The sequence below is a fragment of the Trueperella sp. LYQ141 genome, from assembly GCF_046599555.1.
GTDB lineage: Bacteria > Actinomycetota > Actinomycetes > Actinomycetales > Actinomycetaceae > Trueperella.
Genome location: NZ_JBKIWQ010000005.1, coordinates 40072 through 56592, shown reverse-complemented (window position 1 = coordinate 56592; position 16521 = coordinate 40072). Strand labels below are relative to the sequence as shown.

The window sequence follows — 16521 nt, the reverse complement described above, 5'->3', positions numbered from 1 at the left end:
GTGGGGCGCGGGAACACAACGACCCACACCCCACATTCGCTATAGCCGACATCTCGACGTCGAGCTGCTCACTACTCCTCAATCAGATACATCGCATTGCGCAAAACTCCGCGAATAAACGCCATATTCTTTGCTCCGACGCTCAGCCAGTCGCCACCGTAATGCTCCGTTTGGAACACTCCACGATAGCCGGAAGCAACTGCTTGTCGGATAATCATGCGGTAGTCAATAAGCCCATCCTCCAGCGGAACAGGGAAGGAGAAGTAGGCTCCCGTGGCTGGATCAAAGTCCCGCATATAGTTCTTAATATGCCAGAAATTGATATACGGCATAACCAGATCAAAGCTTTCCTGCCACGGATCAATCTCCCGATGCAGTCGAATCAGATTCCCGAAATCCGGGTTGATTCCTAAGCCCTGTGGGCCACAATCCTCAATGAACTGGACGGCGTCACGCGCACTGCCCAAGAAAGTATCCTCATAGATTTCCAGGGAAATCTCCATATCGTTGCGCAAGGCATGATCGCCCAACTCACGGATACGCTCCAGAGCCAGATCCCGCTTCGTAGGGTCATCCTTATGCCCGTCAACATGCCAGAACCACAGCGCCTTTTCCTGCTCTGGCGTCAAGGCCTGCATAAAGCCGATATTAACGATCTTCGCACCCAGTTCGCGCCCACGATCCAACATCCGATGCATGGATTCCACATGCGCTTGCCCATTTTTATCATCAATAGGCGAGCGGCGACCGAAGGAGATAGCCGGCACTTTCACGTCGAATTCATCCAGCAGCCCACAAAACTCTGCGAAGCGCTCATCAGAAATATCGGCAAGCTGGATCCAATCATCAATGGGATCAATGTATTTATATCCCATGTCTGCCACCTGGCGAATCTGATCCGCCCATACGGATACTGGCGCGTCATTAACGTGCCGCCCCTGCGCGTCGCGAGCAGGGAAGTTCATCTTGGCCGCAATTGGCCACGTCTCAGCGGTATACATCGTTGTACCCTTTCAGTTTCGAATTCAGCGCGATAACATTCCCCTGCTCTAAGGAGTAGAACAACGCCATACGCCGTGCACTCGTCGAGTCATGAATCTACATTCGACATCAAACATTCTATAGGATTTTCGTCAATTGCGATGCGTGAGCGGCACACATGGGCAAATATCCAGCGCCTACGGTAGAGAATCGCACGGTTTCACGAATGTTTTAATCTCTAACCCACATCTATTAAATATGATATAGGATCTATTCTGTGGCGATTGGCTACAGGCTCTCAAAGTCGAGATCCCCTACCCCGCTAACCGCCTTCTCAAGCGAAGAAGCTGGATGAATAACCGACGACCTGCCGTACATTCCATGAGCTTCTCTACCTGAGAGCCACAAGACAATGACCTAGTTACAAGGAGCATGACATGACCTACCCCACCGAAAAAGCTGCAGTTGTCACCGGCGTTGGCGCCCCGTCAGGAATTGGCCGCCACATTGCTCGTCGGCTTTTGAAAGACGGATTCGACGTTGCCGTGGGCGACATCCAATTCGATAACGTTGATTCATTCGTCGAGGAAATCCGCACCGAATTCCCCGAGCGGAAAATCATCGGCCTGCACCTGGACGTCTCCTGCGAAAAATCCGTCACACAGGCATACGAAAAAGTCGCAGCAGAGCTCCCCCAGCTCGTCGCCCTCGTCAATCCCGCCGGTATCGCCTGCCCCATCGCTATGGAAGACATCAGCGTCGAAGAATTTGATCGCGTTTTTAACGTCAATTGCCGCGGCACCATGCTCATGATGCGTGGCGCATACAAACTCATGAAGCCACACGGCCTAGGGCGAATGGTTAACTTCTCCTCCATCACCGCTTACGATGGCGGCGGCACCTTCTCGAAATCCACGTATGCTGGCGCTAAGGCCGCCATTATCGGTCTCACCCGTGGCGGCGCCCGTGAATTTGGCACACATGGCGTGACGGTAAACGTCATCGCCCCTGGGCCAATTGACACCGAAATCATGGGCGGAAAGCTCACCGACGAGCGCAAAGCCGCTATGTCCTCGAATATCCCGCTAGGTCGCGTTGGCCAGCCCGAAGAAATCGCTGCCCTGTGCTCGTTCCTCGTCTCTGAGGATTCCTCCTTTGTTAACGGCGACGTCATCAACGCCGACGGCGGAAAGCACATGCACTAATCCAGCTCATACCTGCACCGCTTTCCTGTGTTGCCACAGGAAAGTACAGATAAGGAGGTCCTGTGATGAGCCCAGGATTAATGATTGTGCACCTCGTACTGGCAATTGCGATCATTTTGATCGGCATTATCGTCCTCAAACTCAATGCCGCTATCTCTATGGTTATTGCCTCCGTCTATCTCGGCATCGCCGTCGGTCTGCCACTGATGGAAACCGTTGACGCAGTAGGTAAAGGATTTGGCAATATGATGGCAGGAATTGGCCTGCCCATCGGATTCGGCATCATATTGGGGCAATTGCTCTCAGATTCGGGCGGCGCAAACGTTATTGCGGAAAAAATTATGGCGGCGCTACCGGAACGTCGAGCTATCTGGGGTGTATCGCTGGCGGGTTTCATCCTGTCAATCCCCGTCTTTTTCGACGTCACTTTCGTGATCCTTATTCCCATCGGCATCACCATCGCAGCCCGAATCAACGTCAAAATGGCCTACGTTACTGGCCTGCTGACGATTGGGGCAACCACTGCGCACTGCGTCGTGCCACCTACGCCCAATCCTCTAGCCGCAGCCGAGATATTCAAATTTGATCTCGGAATCATGCTCGGTGTCGGCCTGGTGGTCGGGTTGATTACTGTGATTTTGTCGAATTTCATCTACATCTGGATCCATGACAAGTTCAAGATCTGGAACGAGAAGAAAGACGTCAATCACTCCTCAAACATCACAGCTGAGCTGATCGCCCGACGGGAAGCCGGATTAGAATCGGGAACGCAGCGCCCATCCCTGCTGCTCGCCCTGGTTCCTATCATCGTCCCCATCGTGTGTATTCTCGTCGGGACGGTGGGCAAAGCCCTGTTTGATACTCAACCCGTATGGTCGAAATTCCTAGGCGACAAGACCATCGCTATGCTGCTGGGAACCCTAGGAGCCTATGCGATTTCAGCGAAGTACATCGGCCGCAACAAGCTGGAAGATTCCGCCGGTGAAGGTCTGAAATCTGCCGGTGTCGTGCTGCTGATTACCGGCGCTGGTGGCGCTTTCGCCAACGTTATTGCCACCGCTGGCGTGGGAGATTCGATCTTGTCACTGCTGAACACTGGCACAAGTTCCAAACTCGCAGCCATGTTCCTTGCTTTCACTATCGGTCTGATTTTCCGAGTTGCTCAAGGCTCGGGAACAGTGGCCGGCATGACGGCAATGACGATCATGGCCTCAATGGCGCCCGCTATCGGTATTCATCCGGTGTGGATTGCGCTGGCATGCCTTTCCGGTGGAAACTCGATTGGTCACGTCAACGATTCGGGCTTCTGGGTGGCGACGAATATGTCCGGGTTAACCGTCACCGGCGGGCTAAAAACCTACACCCTCGGTTCGTTCATCTCGGCAATTTTGATCTTCATTCAAGCGCTACTTGGTGCAATGATTATCGGATAACGAGCATACATACCGCTTAGGCGTGACCGTCAGAAAGACGATAAGGCGTCACGCAGATAGAGCAGTAAATCGCAATGGAGCTGCTTGTCACGAAGGATTCCCTTTCGGCAAGCAGCTCCATTGCGCTGTGTCTTGCGGTTATACGATTTTTTCTCGTCAGCAGCTTCGCTTTACTTTTCCGTCACGGTTCCCCGATGTGAGCGGGTATCCGTTTTAAGAACGGACGCGCTTTCGAGCTTTATATTTCGTCATCCCGCTGCGGCATTTTGTGATCGGTGCAGCAAAACTGAAAGATATTCAGGTTTATTCTTCAGAAGATGCAAAAGCCCAGGGTGCATAATGTCTAAGCACCCTGGGCTCGATGATTTTATTGCACCATCTAGCGGTGTTTTATGCGGCATCTAGCAGCGCCGTATCGCGACAGCCAACAATCTGGCAACGCGCACACGTGCTAAACGCCGGTGGGCTCGCTACTCCTCGGCCAGCCCAGTGCCGGGATCCATTGCCCGCTGCGAGCGTTCCGCGTCATCATAGTTCGCTTCACCCTCCGGCACAATTGAGGTCGGCTGCGCTAAACCGTCAATCTCTTCCGCATCCGGCGACGGCTGCACCGCAACCGGCAACTGGTACTCCGAATCATGCCCCGCGAAAGTGAAAGTCTTAGGAGTGGCACTCGCATCCACATCCACGACGATCGTCTGCCCCTTCGTGAACTCACCAAACAGCAAACGCTCAGAAAGCGCATCCTCGATCTCCCGCTGGATTGCCCGACGCAACGGACGCGCACCCAACACCGGATCGTAGCCGCGATCCGCTAACAACTGCTTCGCGTCTTCCGTCAGGACAATCGACATACCCTGATCCCACAAACGCGCACCCAACTTGGCAATCATCAGATCGACAATCTGCAAAATCTCTTCGCGCTGTAACTGCGGGAACACGATGATGTCATCGACACGGTTCAAGAACTCTGGCCGGAAATGATTCTTCAACTCCTCCGACACCCGCGACTTCATCCGCTCATACGAGGTGCGCGTATCGGCATCGAACTGGAAACCAGTTTGCACACCCTTCGCAATATCTTTCGTTCCCAAGTTCGTCGTCATAATAATAATCGTGTTCTTGAAATCGACGACGCGCCCCTGAGAATCCGTCAGACGCCCCTCTTCCAAAATCTGCAACAACGAGTTGAACAGATCCTGGTGAGCCTTCTCGATCTCATCGAACAGCACGACGGAGAACGGCTTACGGCGCACCTTTTCCGTTAGCTGACCGCCCTCGTCATAGCCGACATATCCCGGAGGCGCACCAAACAGCCGCGAAACTGTGTGCTTCTCGGAGAACTCCGACATATCCAAAGTAATGAGGGAATCTTCATCACCGAACAGGAACTCTGCCAATGCCTTAGCCAATTCCGTCTTACCGACGCCCGTCGGACCAGCGAAAATGAACGAGCCACCCGGGCGGTTGGGATCCTTCAAACCAGCGCGCGTCCGGCGAATAGCCTGCGACAACGCAGTAACCGCCTCGTACTGACCAATCACACGCTTGTGCAACTCGTCTTCCATGCGCAGCAACTTCGCCGACTCCGCTTCCGTGAGCTTAAAGACTGGAATACCCGTGGACATCGACAGCACTTCAGTAATGAGATCCTCATCCACCACCGAGACAACATCCAGATCGCCCTCTTTCCAGGCACGTTCCCGCTCCTGGCGCTTCTCGATTAACTGCTGTTCCTCATCACGTAACGAAGCCGCCCGCTCGAAATCCTGCCCGTCAATCGAGGCCTCCTTGAGACGCTTAATATTCGCGATTTCTTCATCCAGTTCACGTAATTCTGGCGGCGCAGTCATCTTCCGAATCGCTAAACGCGCCCCCGCCTCATCAATCAAATCAATCGCTTTATCCGGCAAGAAACGGTCATTAATATAACGATCAGCCAACATCGCAGCCGACTCCAAGGCCTCATCCGTGATCGTCACACGATGGAAAGCCTCATAGCGATCCCGCAATCCTTCCAGAATTGCAATCGTCTCTTTCACCGAGGGTTCATCTACCTGGATTGGCTGGAACCGACGCTCCAATGCCGCATCCTTCTCAATGTATTTGCGGTATTCATCAAGTGTCGTCGCCCCGATGATCTGCAACTCGCCCCGAGCCATCATCGGCTTCAACAAAGACGCCGCATCCAATGCACCCTCTGCTGCACCAGCTCCGACCAGCGTATGCACCTCGTCGATAAACAAAATAATATCGCCGCGCGAATTGATCTCCTTCAAGATCTTCTTCATACGCTCTTCAAAATCACCGCGATAGCGCGACCCAGCAACCAAGGATCCCATATCCAAGGAATACAGTTGCTTCTCTTTGAGCGTTTCCGGCACATTCCCAGCAGCGATAGCCTGCGATAGCCCCTCGACAACCGCCGTCTTACCCACACCAGGCTCACCAATCAAAACCGGATTGTTCTTCGTCCGACGGGACAGCACCTGCATAACTCGCTGCGTCTCCGTATGACGGCCAATGACTGGATCAAGCTTATTTTCACGCGCGGCCTGGGTGAGATTGCGACCGAACTGGTCAAGGATCGTCGAACCAGCCTTTTGACCTTCCCGCGGCCCGCCGCCACCGACGCCCACAGCTTCCTTACCCTGATAGCCAGAAAGCATCTGCGTGACCTGCTGACGAATCTGTTGCAGATCAGCACCTAGTTTCACCAAAACCTGAACTGCCACGCCATCTTGCTCGCGACACAAGCCCAAGAGCAGATGTTCCGTGCCGATATAGGAATGACCTAATTGCAGACCTTCCCGCATGGCATACTCAAGGACTTTCTTTGCACGTGGAGTAAAGGGGATATGACCCGTCGGCTGCTCTTGACCCTCACCAATAATCTCAATCACGCGCTCTTGAACAGCCTCGTAGGTGATCCCCAGAGATTCCAGCGCCTTTGCAGCGACGCCTTCACCTTCCTTAATTAGACCCAGCAAGATATGCTCCGTGCCGAGATAGCTATTCTTCAAGCTGCGTGCGGATTCCTGAGCGAGCACGATGACTCGCCGTGCACGATCGGTAAACCGTTCAAACAATGTACGACTCCTCGTCCAGATGATTGCCGCCTGGGCAGGTGCAGTCTACCCAGTGGTCCTTTCTTAACAGTAAACGAGGAGCTATTGAATCTACGGTGCTATTTCGCCGCAGGCGTGAGAAATTGCGGGTAAATCCGGAGCTTATGCCCAGCTACACCGCATGCAGACGATCAAATTTCCGCGTTAGCGCAGATCTCACCGGATCCCATCGCCCATTTAGACCTCGGCGATAATCGTCATCGGCCCATCGTTAACTAATTCGACGTCCATCATCGCGCCAAATTCTCCGGTATGCACCTCAACACCGTGTGCTCGCAAGGTCTGAACGAGCTGGTCAAAGAGTGGCTCAGCCACTGGAGCTGGCGCCGCATGAGACCATGACGGTTTACGCCCTTTGCGCACATCGGCATATAACGTAAACTGAGAAACGAGCAGCACCGGAGCGCCACTATCCTCAACGCTGACCCGATCCCGCGCGTCATCACTACCGCAGGAAGCACGCAACAGTTTCAACTGCGCAATTTTGCGCGCCATCTTCGCTATCTGCTCTGGGCCGTCCTCATGAGTGATACCAATAAGCACACACAATCCAGAACCAATCTGCCCTACAAGCCGCCCTGCCGGCTCTGCCAGCACATCTACCTGCGATAATCCTTGAGAGGAGGAGGGCATCCGTGCCACCGACGTCGCGAGCGCCCCACTACCGCTAGCACACTGAGTATCGCTATGCGATCCGCCAGTTTCCGGATACTGGTATTCCTCCGGTACATCGTCATGCACACGAACGCTGGCCCGCTTCACCCGCTGAATAACCGCTCGCATTACCAGCCTCCTCGCGATCCGCGCCCGCCACGGAATCCGCCGCGAGGCCCTAACCTTGAGCGTTCTGGACCCAGGTAATACACCAAAGCAATAATTAACAGCAAACTAATCCACGTCGCCCCCGGTATCCACAACGGGAGAAACCACAAGGCCGCATAAACTAATCCCCCGATCCCTAACAATCGCACCCAAAACTGTTGAGATCGGGACGCATTGTAGAACTGGGAGCGCGGGCGGGTGAGCGCGTCAGCGAACGCCAACGCAAAACAGGCCACAATAATCAGCGGTAACACCACGTTCAACAGCACCGAGAAAGTATGCGATATTCCGTAAATCAGTTTTCCGTGCACCACCACCAGGGTCATAATGTGCCTCCACAATTGCCGTGCGGCTTTCTCTCAGGCATATCACCTACATGCTCCGCCTGCTGCCTGGCTGATCCCTGCGCCATATCAGAACCAACTCGACCAATCCCCCGACGGAGATTCACACCCGGATGTTGCGGCAAGGACACCGACGACTTCCCATCCGCACTGACGATCACCTGCTGCGAGGCACAAAACTGCCCAACCTGCAGCACCGCCTCAGCACTGGTATTGCGTTTGATAAGCGCTAACGCAACTGGCCCCTCATCTACATCCCGTGCCACTGACGTCAGATAGCCGACGTTGCGATCTCCAAGAAAAACCGGCGTGCCCGGCTCCGGCAGATCACCGTCGGGTCCTTCAAGATATAGATAGGTCAGGCGTCGCGGCGGCTTACCAAGATTAACGATCTTCGCCACCGTCTCCTGCCCGCGATAACACCCCTTATTGAGATGAACGGCCGTGCGTAACCAATCGAGTTCATGCGGTAAAACGCCAGCATTCCAGGCACGATACGCCCTCGAATGCGCGCCGGCAGGCACCTCACTCCCATGATCTCCCTCCACAGCCGAGGAATGATCTCGTAGCCGCGTACCAACCTCTGCGGCTAAGCGTGGCCGCCAATGCCGAATACGCAATGCTTCCCACGCCATCACCCCAGCCATCGGCATATTTTCTTGCCGACACCATTCACGCACATCCGCCTCGGCGATACCCGCTCCACGCATATCCCGCTGAGCCGCACCTGGCGTAGCATTTCCCAACTCAGCCCCAACCAGCGCAGAAGTCTCCACGTCAACTCCCGACCGAGGAATAACACATAGTATTCGTTGAACACCATATCCAGGATGGCGCTCATCGCTCACCCCGTAATGCGCCCCGCCGGCGCGTACCCGCGGCCACGGATCTACCCAGATAATCTGGCTAGCTCGCACCACAAAATCTGGTACTGCTTCGCGAGCACACATCACGCCAACAACATCGCAAGCCACTGGTTCTACCGTCACGCGCAACATAAAACGCATAGACTCCAGAAAAGACACCAGCCCCTCCGAGTAGCCATGATCGGTAATGAGCCAGGTATATTCTCCATCATCAACCACGCCAGCCGCATATTGAATATGCCCATGCGGATCAAGAATCAGTAACTCGCCACTCTCCCCAGGCACTAAAGATTCCATATCGCAGGTCGTGAGGTTATGTAACCATTTCGCGCGATCTACACCGCCCACCCGAATCACCTCGTGGTAGCTCAGATCGCACAATGCCCGCCCATCAAGCAACATATTCTGCTCGGCAAACGGATTGCCATAATGCGCTGGAACACCCAGCTCCTCGTCATACACCGCACCATTTACCGCCGACCTCGCATTACCCGTCAACTCCGGAAAGACGCAGGACTCACCCGCTGGGGTACTTCCCCCGTCGGAAGATGATCTGGGTTGTGTTGCTGCCATCGCCCGACCTATTAGCTTTCGCTCAGATCTGCTGGCGTAGCGGAACTACGTGGCTCATCGCCCAGCTCGCCATCACTAAACTGGCTCGCTGGCGCGTCAACCTCATCATTAAATTGCCGCGATAACCGCCCTGCTAAATAGCTTCGCATGGGTGAGCCAAAGGCCTCCATGTCATAGGCGTAGAAGAGATCCGACGCAACATTTCCAGCAATCAGTTTGGCCCCATCAAGCTGCGCGCCGCTACTGGAACGCACAATCGTATCCGTAACCATCTGCAAACGCGGGCCGTTAATAAGCCCCACCCACAGTTGCGCAGTCCCGCTCGGAGCGGCAAGCATCGCTTCCAACTCGCTCGCCCCATCTGCACGCTTGCTCGCCTGCGGATTAACTCGCAGATAGCCAGTTACCGCGCTCCACAACCGCGCTTTCGTCAAGGAGTTGTACGTGTATTGCCCGGAGGCTTCTTTATCCACTGCTTCAGCCGGCTCATGCGCTAACCAAATACGAGACATAAGCCGCACGTATGGTCCGGCATCACGCGCGTCAATCGTCAATTCATGAAGATACGCCGCCGGTTCAATACCCTCGTATTCAAGGACGCCACCACCACACCACGAGTCAAGCAGCCAGGCAATCGGATAGTTCTCCGGCGCAAGATTTTCTGGAAGTCGAATAGCCATAGGGCTAGATTAAACGACAAACCAGGTCAACACCCAGCCGACAACGCCCACGGCGCAATGGACCGACACAGCTTTCGTCACCCCATGAATCCACGGTAACGGCGGGGAAACATTACGTAAGGCCCGACGCATAAACGCATACGCCACCGCCACTGCAATCCCACTGGCTATTCCTACCGCCCACAGCCAGCCCACATGCCGACCAAGCGGCATTTCCGCCAGCCCAAGACCACTCAACCCACCGACGATCGCGCCATTGAGAATTGCCAGAAGATCAGTGCGTGGCGAATCCACACAATAAATAATTGCGCACACCGCAATACTGACAGCTATCATCCATCCGACCGCAATGCCCGCGTTCGCCGAACTCACCCCGAGAAGATCATTCGTGCGCGGCAAATTCGCCCCCAGTGACACTTTTCCTGGCTGGTGGGTCAGCTCCCCAAGCCGAGCGACATGAATCCACAGCGACGCGCACACAATAAACAAAGCGCCAGCAGCGCCAGCAGAAATATGCTCGATGAGTTTTCCTCGGCCGTCGCGACGGCACATCTGCCCGATAAATGAGGCGATAATCGCGCCCGCAGCAACCATCATCGTCGTATCAATCGACCCGAAATAGGCTGCCAGCACTGCACAAGGCAAGGTCAACAACATCACGATCCGAGTAACCCGACGGTTATCCAAACCCAAAAGCACCGGCCAGCCAGGAATGAGTAACAACCCGATGAGGCTCACGACAATAGCAGTGGCCCGAACCCCTAATCCCATGCCAAGAGCCAACAAAAGTGCACATCCGACGCTCACTGCAGCCCACATGACAAGTGAATATTGGCCATGCCGAGGGCGCAATGGCGCCAGCGGATCAAAAACCTTCCCAATAGCGTTTCGCATGCGCACACCACGACCACCAGCAGCCGCAGAGGAATCCACGGCAACAGGGTGAGCCGCCAATCCTGCAGACACGGCAGGCGGAACGGCAGATTCTGGGTGGGCCGACAACGTCATATTCGTAATACTAATGCCCCAAGGACCACACCGACGAGCTGAGCACACCCCAAAGCCTGCGCGTGGACTCTACCAGAGCCGACGCAGATTGGCAGGCACAACCAGACACATACGAAAAACGTGCAGACAAGCACCGACGAAGAAAGAAAACGTGCGGTGCATAAACATGACATCTGCAGTAAAAATCAGTTACGCTGGCAACACGACACCGGATCGCGAAAGCCCCGGGCTCCAAATATTTGCCGCTACGAGCGGCCTTCGCGCCGACTGGCGCTCTCAGGTTCGGTGTCCATCCAAAAGGGGTCACACGCGAGTGTGACCCCTTTTGGATGAGATATGTGCGGTTAGCCAGTTAGTCTTTACTGGCTAACCGCACTCGCACTATCTGATAACCGCGCTCGTAGCGGCTGGCACTGCCACTTTCTACACCCAGCTACGTGCTACGTGCCGAAGCGAAAACCCGAACCCTGATCCCCATCAGCACAACCACATACGCACCTGCCCTACCGCGATTCGCCGCAGGGCACAGCGTTACCGATCTGCCACACTGATGGAGTTATTCGCGTTATTCGCCGTCACTACCCTCACCAGCCAGAACCTGTAGCACCCGCTCAATCCCCGCACGCACTGTGCCATGTGCGCGCTGAGCAGCAGCAACCACCTCGGCGGGATCCGTCGGCGCATCAGCAAAAGATAGATCAGAAACCACTGACATCCCACACACCCGCACGTTAAGAGCATGCAACATGATTGCTTCCATGATGGTAGACATGCCCACGCAGTCAATCCCCATGTGCGCCAAAATCTGCGTCTCCAAGCGCGTCTGATATTCTGGCCCCCGCAAAAACCCGTAGGAGCCCTGACGTTGGCACACCTGAGCGAGCTCAGCAGTCAAAGCACTATCCCACACACCAGAAATATCAACAAAAACGGGACCATCAAAGGGAGATACTCCGGCAAGATTAACGTGGTCGTTGACCGCAACCACATCACCCAACTCCCAATCACGCAAACATCCGTTGGCATTGCACAAAATCGCCGCACGAATTCCAGCCGCATAGGCAACTTTAGCCAACGCCGTAACCGCATCGACACCATGCCCCTCATAGACGTGCGTGCGCCCAAGAGCCACACCGACGCATAACCCCGTCCCTCCGGCATCCCGATAAATTCGGAATTCATCTGCATGACCATCAGCAACCGGAGCATAAACCGTCGGAATATCACTCAAAGCCAGCGTTTTCGTCGGTTCACCCCACGCACGGCCTAAAGTATCAGCCAATCCGGATCCCAGAACCACCAAAACATCCAATGGGCCTCCTGCCTGCTCACGCAGCCACGCACCACCTTCGCGGCTGTCCTGCGTCACTACATCATCGGCACACCGTGCAACACTCATCGTCGGTTCCTCTTTCCCGTCCATAGCAATCCATCCCTACATCTGCTTCGCCTACATCTGCTTCGCCTGGTATCCCCTGATTTCGCGCCCTTATTTCTCGGCCGTATCCGCCCTGACACGCACATTGCACACCGAACAACGTCCTCGTCGTTCAACCAAAACAGACCTATTCAGTGTAAACCTCCAAAGGAAGATATGGAGTACAATTTTGCCCACGCTACTGAGCGTATTCGCACACCGAAGATCCGACAGCACTCCGGATAAGGAGGAGGAAAAATGGAAAACCACGATTCTGCAGCAGAATCTACGGGACGTTCCGGTATTGAATTAACAGGCATCGAAATCGTCTCCGAAGAAGAGCGTTACGCCAAACCCCACCAGCTATTTTTGCCGTGGTTTGCCTCAAACATCTCAGTCTTTGGCATGAGCTATGGCGCCTGGGTACTTGGATTTGGTATCTCATTCTGGCAGGCAACAATTATGACAATCATCGGCGTGATCTTGTCGTTCGCTATCTGCGGCGTGATCGCGCTCGGCGGCAAACGCGGCTCGGTTCCCACCATGGTCATGTCACGTTCAGCATTCGGCGTGCAAGGCGCCAAAATCCCTGGCGTCATCTCCTGGCTCACCTCAATCGGTTGGGAAACCTCCCTTGCCATCACTGCTGTTTTGGCAACAGCAACCATCTTTGAGCGCCTAGGCTGGGTCGGCTCGGATCACACCGCCATCTCCATCATCGCCGCGATTATCGTTGCGGCACTCATCGTCCTTGGCGCAGTTGCTGGCTATCACATCATCATGAAGATGCAGGCAGTCTTAACCTGGCTGACGGGCATCACCACAATCATCTACGTCATTCTCGTCGTCCCATCCATCAAGTGGGACGTCCTATTCTCCGTTCCCTCCGGAACACTGCCAGCCATGATCGGCGCTATGACAATGGTTATGACGGGTATGGGTCTAGGATGGGTCAACATCGCTGCTGACTGGGCACGCTACCAATCTCGCGATTCCAAGGGCTCCCAGATCATTTTCTGGAACACCCTTGGCGGCTCTCTTGGGCCGGTCGTCCTGATTACCTTCGGTCTCATGCTGGCTGGTTCATCCCAAGATCTCTCTAACAACATTGGCATGGATCCCATCGGCGCCTTGGCTACCCTGCTGCCCACGTGGTTCCTCGTGCCATTCCTACTGACGGCAATCCTCTCGCTCCTTTCCGGCGCAATCAACGGTATTTATTCCTCTGGTCTGACGCTGCTGACCTTAGGTATCAAGGTGCCGCGTCCATTGGCGTCCTTGATTGACGGCGTTATCTTGACCTTGGGCACGGTTTACGTCGTGTTCTACGCACCGAGCTTCATTGAGCCGTTCCAATCCTTCCTTATCACCCTCGGTGTGCCCTTGGCTGCCTGGGCTGGTATTATGATGGCCGATATTACGCTGCGTAAGAAGTTCTACGACGAGTACGCCTTGTTCAACTCATCTGGTCGCTACGGAGCAGTGAACTGGCTAGCATTGGCCATCATTGGCGTGTGCTGTGTGGTCGGCTGGGGTCTGGTTATCAACTCCTACGCCGACGCTGCCGCATGGAACAACTGGCAGGGCTACCTGCTATTCCTTATCGGCGGCAAAGAGGGCGTTTGGGCATCCGGCAATATCGGCGTGATTGTTTCGCTCATCTTGGGATTCGGCGGGTATTTCGCCCTGTGCGCTGGTCGAGTTCGCCAGCAGGAAGCAACCCAGTCAGATGAGGGATCGCGGATCGCCAACTAATTGATTGAGCCCATGAGCCCAATTAACTCATTGATCTCAAACCCAATTGCCCACTGGATCGTTACGTGCCACCCATTGCTTGGCACGTAGCGGTTCACCTGGCCAGTTACACAAGGAATGAGCGAAGATCGCCAGCGGATAGTCAGGCTGGCTGGGAATCACCGATGAGTATTAGAAATCTCAGAATCGCTCATATAAGGGCGACGATCACCTAAGGATTGTGGGGAGGAAAGGGCTTACCCTTTCCTCCCCACAATCCTATGCGCAATCTCTAGGAAAACTTCGTTTTCTCGCTGTTCTCTTGCCCTTTTCTCGCCGCACTAGGTAGCGCAACTTCTCTCCCGATATTTTCGGAACCCCTCTTCTCACTCTCAGCCTTTTCCGCCACGCTTCCTGGGCTGACAGCCGAGGAGTGGCATACTTCCCGTCCACCCCCATTCGCAACATATCCAGGCAGATCATTGCGTTTTTAGCCGCGCGTATTAACCCGCACAGTTTTCCTTATGCAATATCTAGCTGAGGTGCTGCGCCGACTCGACAGCCTTCTCCCAGGCCTTTGCGTCATAATCCCTCGGCACATCTAATGCATCTGGTTGAAAAACCGGCTCGATAACGCGAATCATCCGAGCACCATCACGAGATGCCACTTCTAGGTAGCCATTTCGCCGGATGCGCGCAACCTGGCTCTCATAATCACGCATCGCTACAATCACCCACGAGCCCAGAGCGAGAACGGTGAAAAGGTTTATCATCGTCACGACGAACATCGTCAGATCCATCAACGCCCAGACGAACGTCAACGCCAGTAGCGCTCCCAATGCCGAGAACACAATCGTCAGCACTTTCGCCGCGAAATGCACCTTCGCGCCAGCGCGCAAAAAGACCAGCGAGGCCTCACCATAGGCGTATGCGCCAAGAATCGAGGAAAAACCAAAGAAGAAAATAATGATCGCTATCGGCCACGCCATCCACGCCCCCAAGCTCTGAGTAATCGCCGATGTCGTCAAATGCCCAGCATCGTCAGGGCTAAGAACAGTTCGATCGAGCAAACCGGAAGTCATAATAATAAATCCGGTGGCCGTACAGATCACCATCGTGTCAAAAAACACGCCAAGGGATTGAATCAGTCCCTGCTGAACTGGATGAGCAACCGTTGCCGTGGCAGCCGCATTCGGATTCGTCCCCATACCAGCTTCATTGGAGAATAATCCTCGGCGCAAACCATTCATTATCGCAGCCATAATTCCGCCCGCCACTCCGGCTGCGGCTTCCCGCATACCAAAAGCCGAGAGGAATACGTCGGTAAAGAATTGCGGAATCTGCCGGAAATTCACAGCAACGACGCTCAGTGCCACGACGAGATAAACCACCGCCATAATCGGTGAGATAAATTCCGTTGCCCGCGCAACGCTTCGCACCCCGCCAAGTAACACTAAGGCCGCAAGGATCGAGACAACCACTGCAGTCACCCACGCCGGAACATCGCGCGATGCCGCCATAACCTGTGCAATCGTATTGGATTGCACCATAGGCATAGCGACGACCATCGTGAACACCATGGCGAGAGTAAACACAATCGCCAACGATCGCGATTTCAACCCATAGCGCATGTAGGCCATCGGCCCGCCGCGGAACGTCCCGTCATGATGTGGGATTTTGAAGATTTGCGCCAGCGTCGCCTCCGCAAACGCAGTCGCCATCCCGAGGAAAGCCGCAACCCACATCCAAAATAGTGCGCCTGGCCCACCGAGAATCAGAGCTAAAGCAACGCCGGTAATATTCCCAATTCCGATACGGGTTGCCATTCCGATCGCAAAGGCCTGGAAGGAAGATATACCCCCATTTGCGCCTTTACGTGAACGCATAAGATAGCGAAACATCGCCGAAAAATGGCGAACCTGCAGAGCCCGCGAACGCAGCGTCAGATAGATACCCGTACCGGCCAGGCACGCGATCATGACATAGGTGTACAGCCAATCACTCACCGACGATAGTGCCTGCGTTGCCGGACCTGTCACCTCATCAAACCACTGTTGAATCGCGTCCAATGCTGTGTCCTTTCGTTAGGTGCGTGCCGTTAGGCGCATGGTTAACGTGGATACCTTGCCACAAAGTCAATGCCTCACTGTGCCCTGCTCACCATGTGACATGCCACCCCAAAAATGGCTAATCGTCAGTAAAAACCAGAAATCGGTGGCGAACTTCAAAAAGGGAATGTGCCTTAAGTCTTTGCTCGGTTAATACATCGTGCCGTACTCTGGTTTTACGTAAACCATACCCACTGTTGTACATACGCAGAGGAAACTAAC

12 protein-coding genes are annotated in these 16521 nt (G+C 54.6%); 3 read left to right on the top strand and 9 right to left on the bottom strand.

The genetic code is table 11. The features are described 5' to 3' along the window. Positions 1 to 71 precede the first annotated feature (71 nt). Complete coding sequence (locus ACLHIJ_RS05410) at positions 72 to 1001, bottom strand: sugar phosphate isomerase/epimerase family protein (protein ID WP_411298608.1); 930 nt, start codon at positions 999 to 1001, stop codon at positions 72 to 74. Between the two features lie 417 nt (positions 1002 to 1418). Between ACLHIJ_RS05410 and ACLHIJ_RS05405 the strand changes: the two genes are divergently transcribed. Then, complete coding sequence (locus tag ACLHIJ_RS05405) at positions 1419 to 2186, top strand: SDR family NAD(P)-dependent oxidoreductase (protein WP_411298607.1); 768 nt, start codon at positions 1419 to 1421, stop codon at positions 2184 to 2186. A 65-nt stretch (positions 2187 to 2251) separates the two neighbouring features. Then, positions 2252 to 3619 carry a GntP family permease gene (locus tag ACLHIJ_RS05400; RefSeq protein WP_411298606.1) on the top strand — a complete coding sequence of 456 codons (1368 nt, stop codon included), beginning with the start codon at positions 2252 to 2254 and terminating at the stop codon, positions 3617 to 3619. Between the two features lie 470 nt (positions 3620 to 4089). Here ACLHIJ_RS05400 and ACLHIJ_RS05395 read toward each other — a convergent pair whose 3' ends face one another. From ACLHIJ_RS05395 to ACLHIJ_RS05365, 7 genes are all read right to left on the bottom strand, one after another. Then, positions 4090 to 6708, bottom strand: coding sequence for an ATP-dependent Clp protease ATP-binding subunit (locus ACLHIJ_RS05395; RefSeq protein WP_411296532.1), 2619 nt, complete (start codon positions 6706 to 6708; stop codon positions 4090 to 4092). Between the two features lie 216 nt (positions 6709 to 6924). Next, a complete protein-coding gene (gene dtd / locus ACLHIJ_RS05390; protein WP_411298605.1) occupies positions 6925 to 7530 on the bottom strand; it encodes a D-aminoacyl-tRNA deacylase in 606 nt (201 codons plus the stop codon). Then, a complete protein-coding gene (locus tag ACLHIJ_RS05385) occupies positions 7530 to 7895 on the bottom strand; it encodes a hypothetical protein (protein ID WP_411296534.1) in 366 nt (121 codons plus the stop codon). Before ACLHIJ_RS05385 ends, dtd begins: the two co-directional genes overlap by 1 nt. Next, positions 7892 to 9352, bottom strand: a complete 1461-nt coding sequence (locus ACLHIJ_RS05380) for a YgfZ/GcvT domain-containing protein (RefSeq protein ID WP_411298604.1) — start codon at positions 9350 to 9352, stop codon at positions 7892 to 7894. Before ACLHIJ_RS05380 ends, ACLHIJ_RS05385 begins: the two co-directional genes overlap by 4 nt. An 11-nt stretch (positions 9353 to 9363) precedes the next feature. After that, positions 9364 to 10032, bottom strand: coding sequence for an FABP family protein (locus tag ACLHIJ_RS05375; protein WP_411296536.1), 669 nt, complete (start codon positions 10030 to 10032; stop codon positions 9364 to 9366). A gap of 9 nt (positions 10033 to 10041) precedes the next feature. Continuing rightward, positions 10042 to 11040: a hypothetical protein gene (locus ACLHIJ_RS05370; RefSeq protein ID WP_411298603.1), complete on the bottom strand. Its 999-nt coding sequence runs from the start codon at positions 11038 to 11040 to the stop codon at positions 10042 to 10044. Positions 11041 to 11605: 565 nt separating this feature from the next. After that, positions 11606 to 12463 carry a purine-nucleoside phosphorylase gene (locus tag ACLHIJ_RS05365; protein WP_411296538.1) on the bottom strand — a complete coding sequence of 286 codons (858 nt, stop codon included), beginning with the start codon at positions 12461 to 12463 and terminating at the stop codon, positions 11606 to 11608. 252 nt (positions 12464 to 12715) lie between these two features. On the opposite strand from ACLHIJ_RS05365, the gene ACLHIJ_RS05360 reads away from it, so the two are divergent. Beyond that, positions 12716 to 14212 (top strand): purine-cytosine permease family protein, encoded by a 1497-nt coding sequence (locus ACLHIJ_RS05360; RefSeq protein WP_411296539.1) that lies wholly within the window; start codon positions 12716 to 12718, stop codon positions 14210 to 14212. A gap of 512 nt (positions 14213 to 14724) precedes the next feature. On the opposite strand, the gene ACLHIJ_RS05355 is transcribed toward ACLHIJ_RS05360, so the two are convergent. Then, a complete protein-coding gene (locus tag ACLHIJ_RS05355; RefSeq protein ID WP_411298602.1) occupies positions 14725 to 16260 on the bottom strand; it encodes an alanine/glycine:cation symporter family protein in 1536 nt (511 codons plus the stop codon). Positions 16261 to 16521 lie beyond the last annotated feature (261 nt).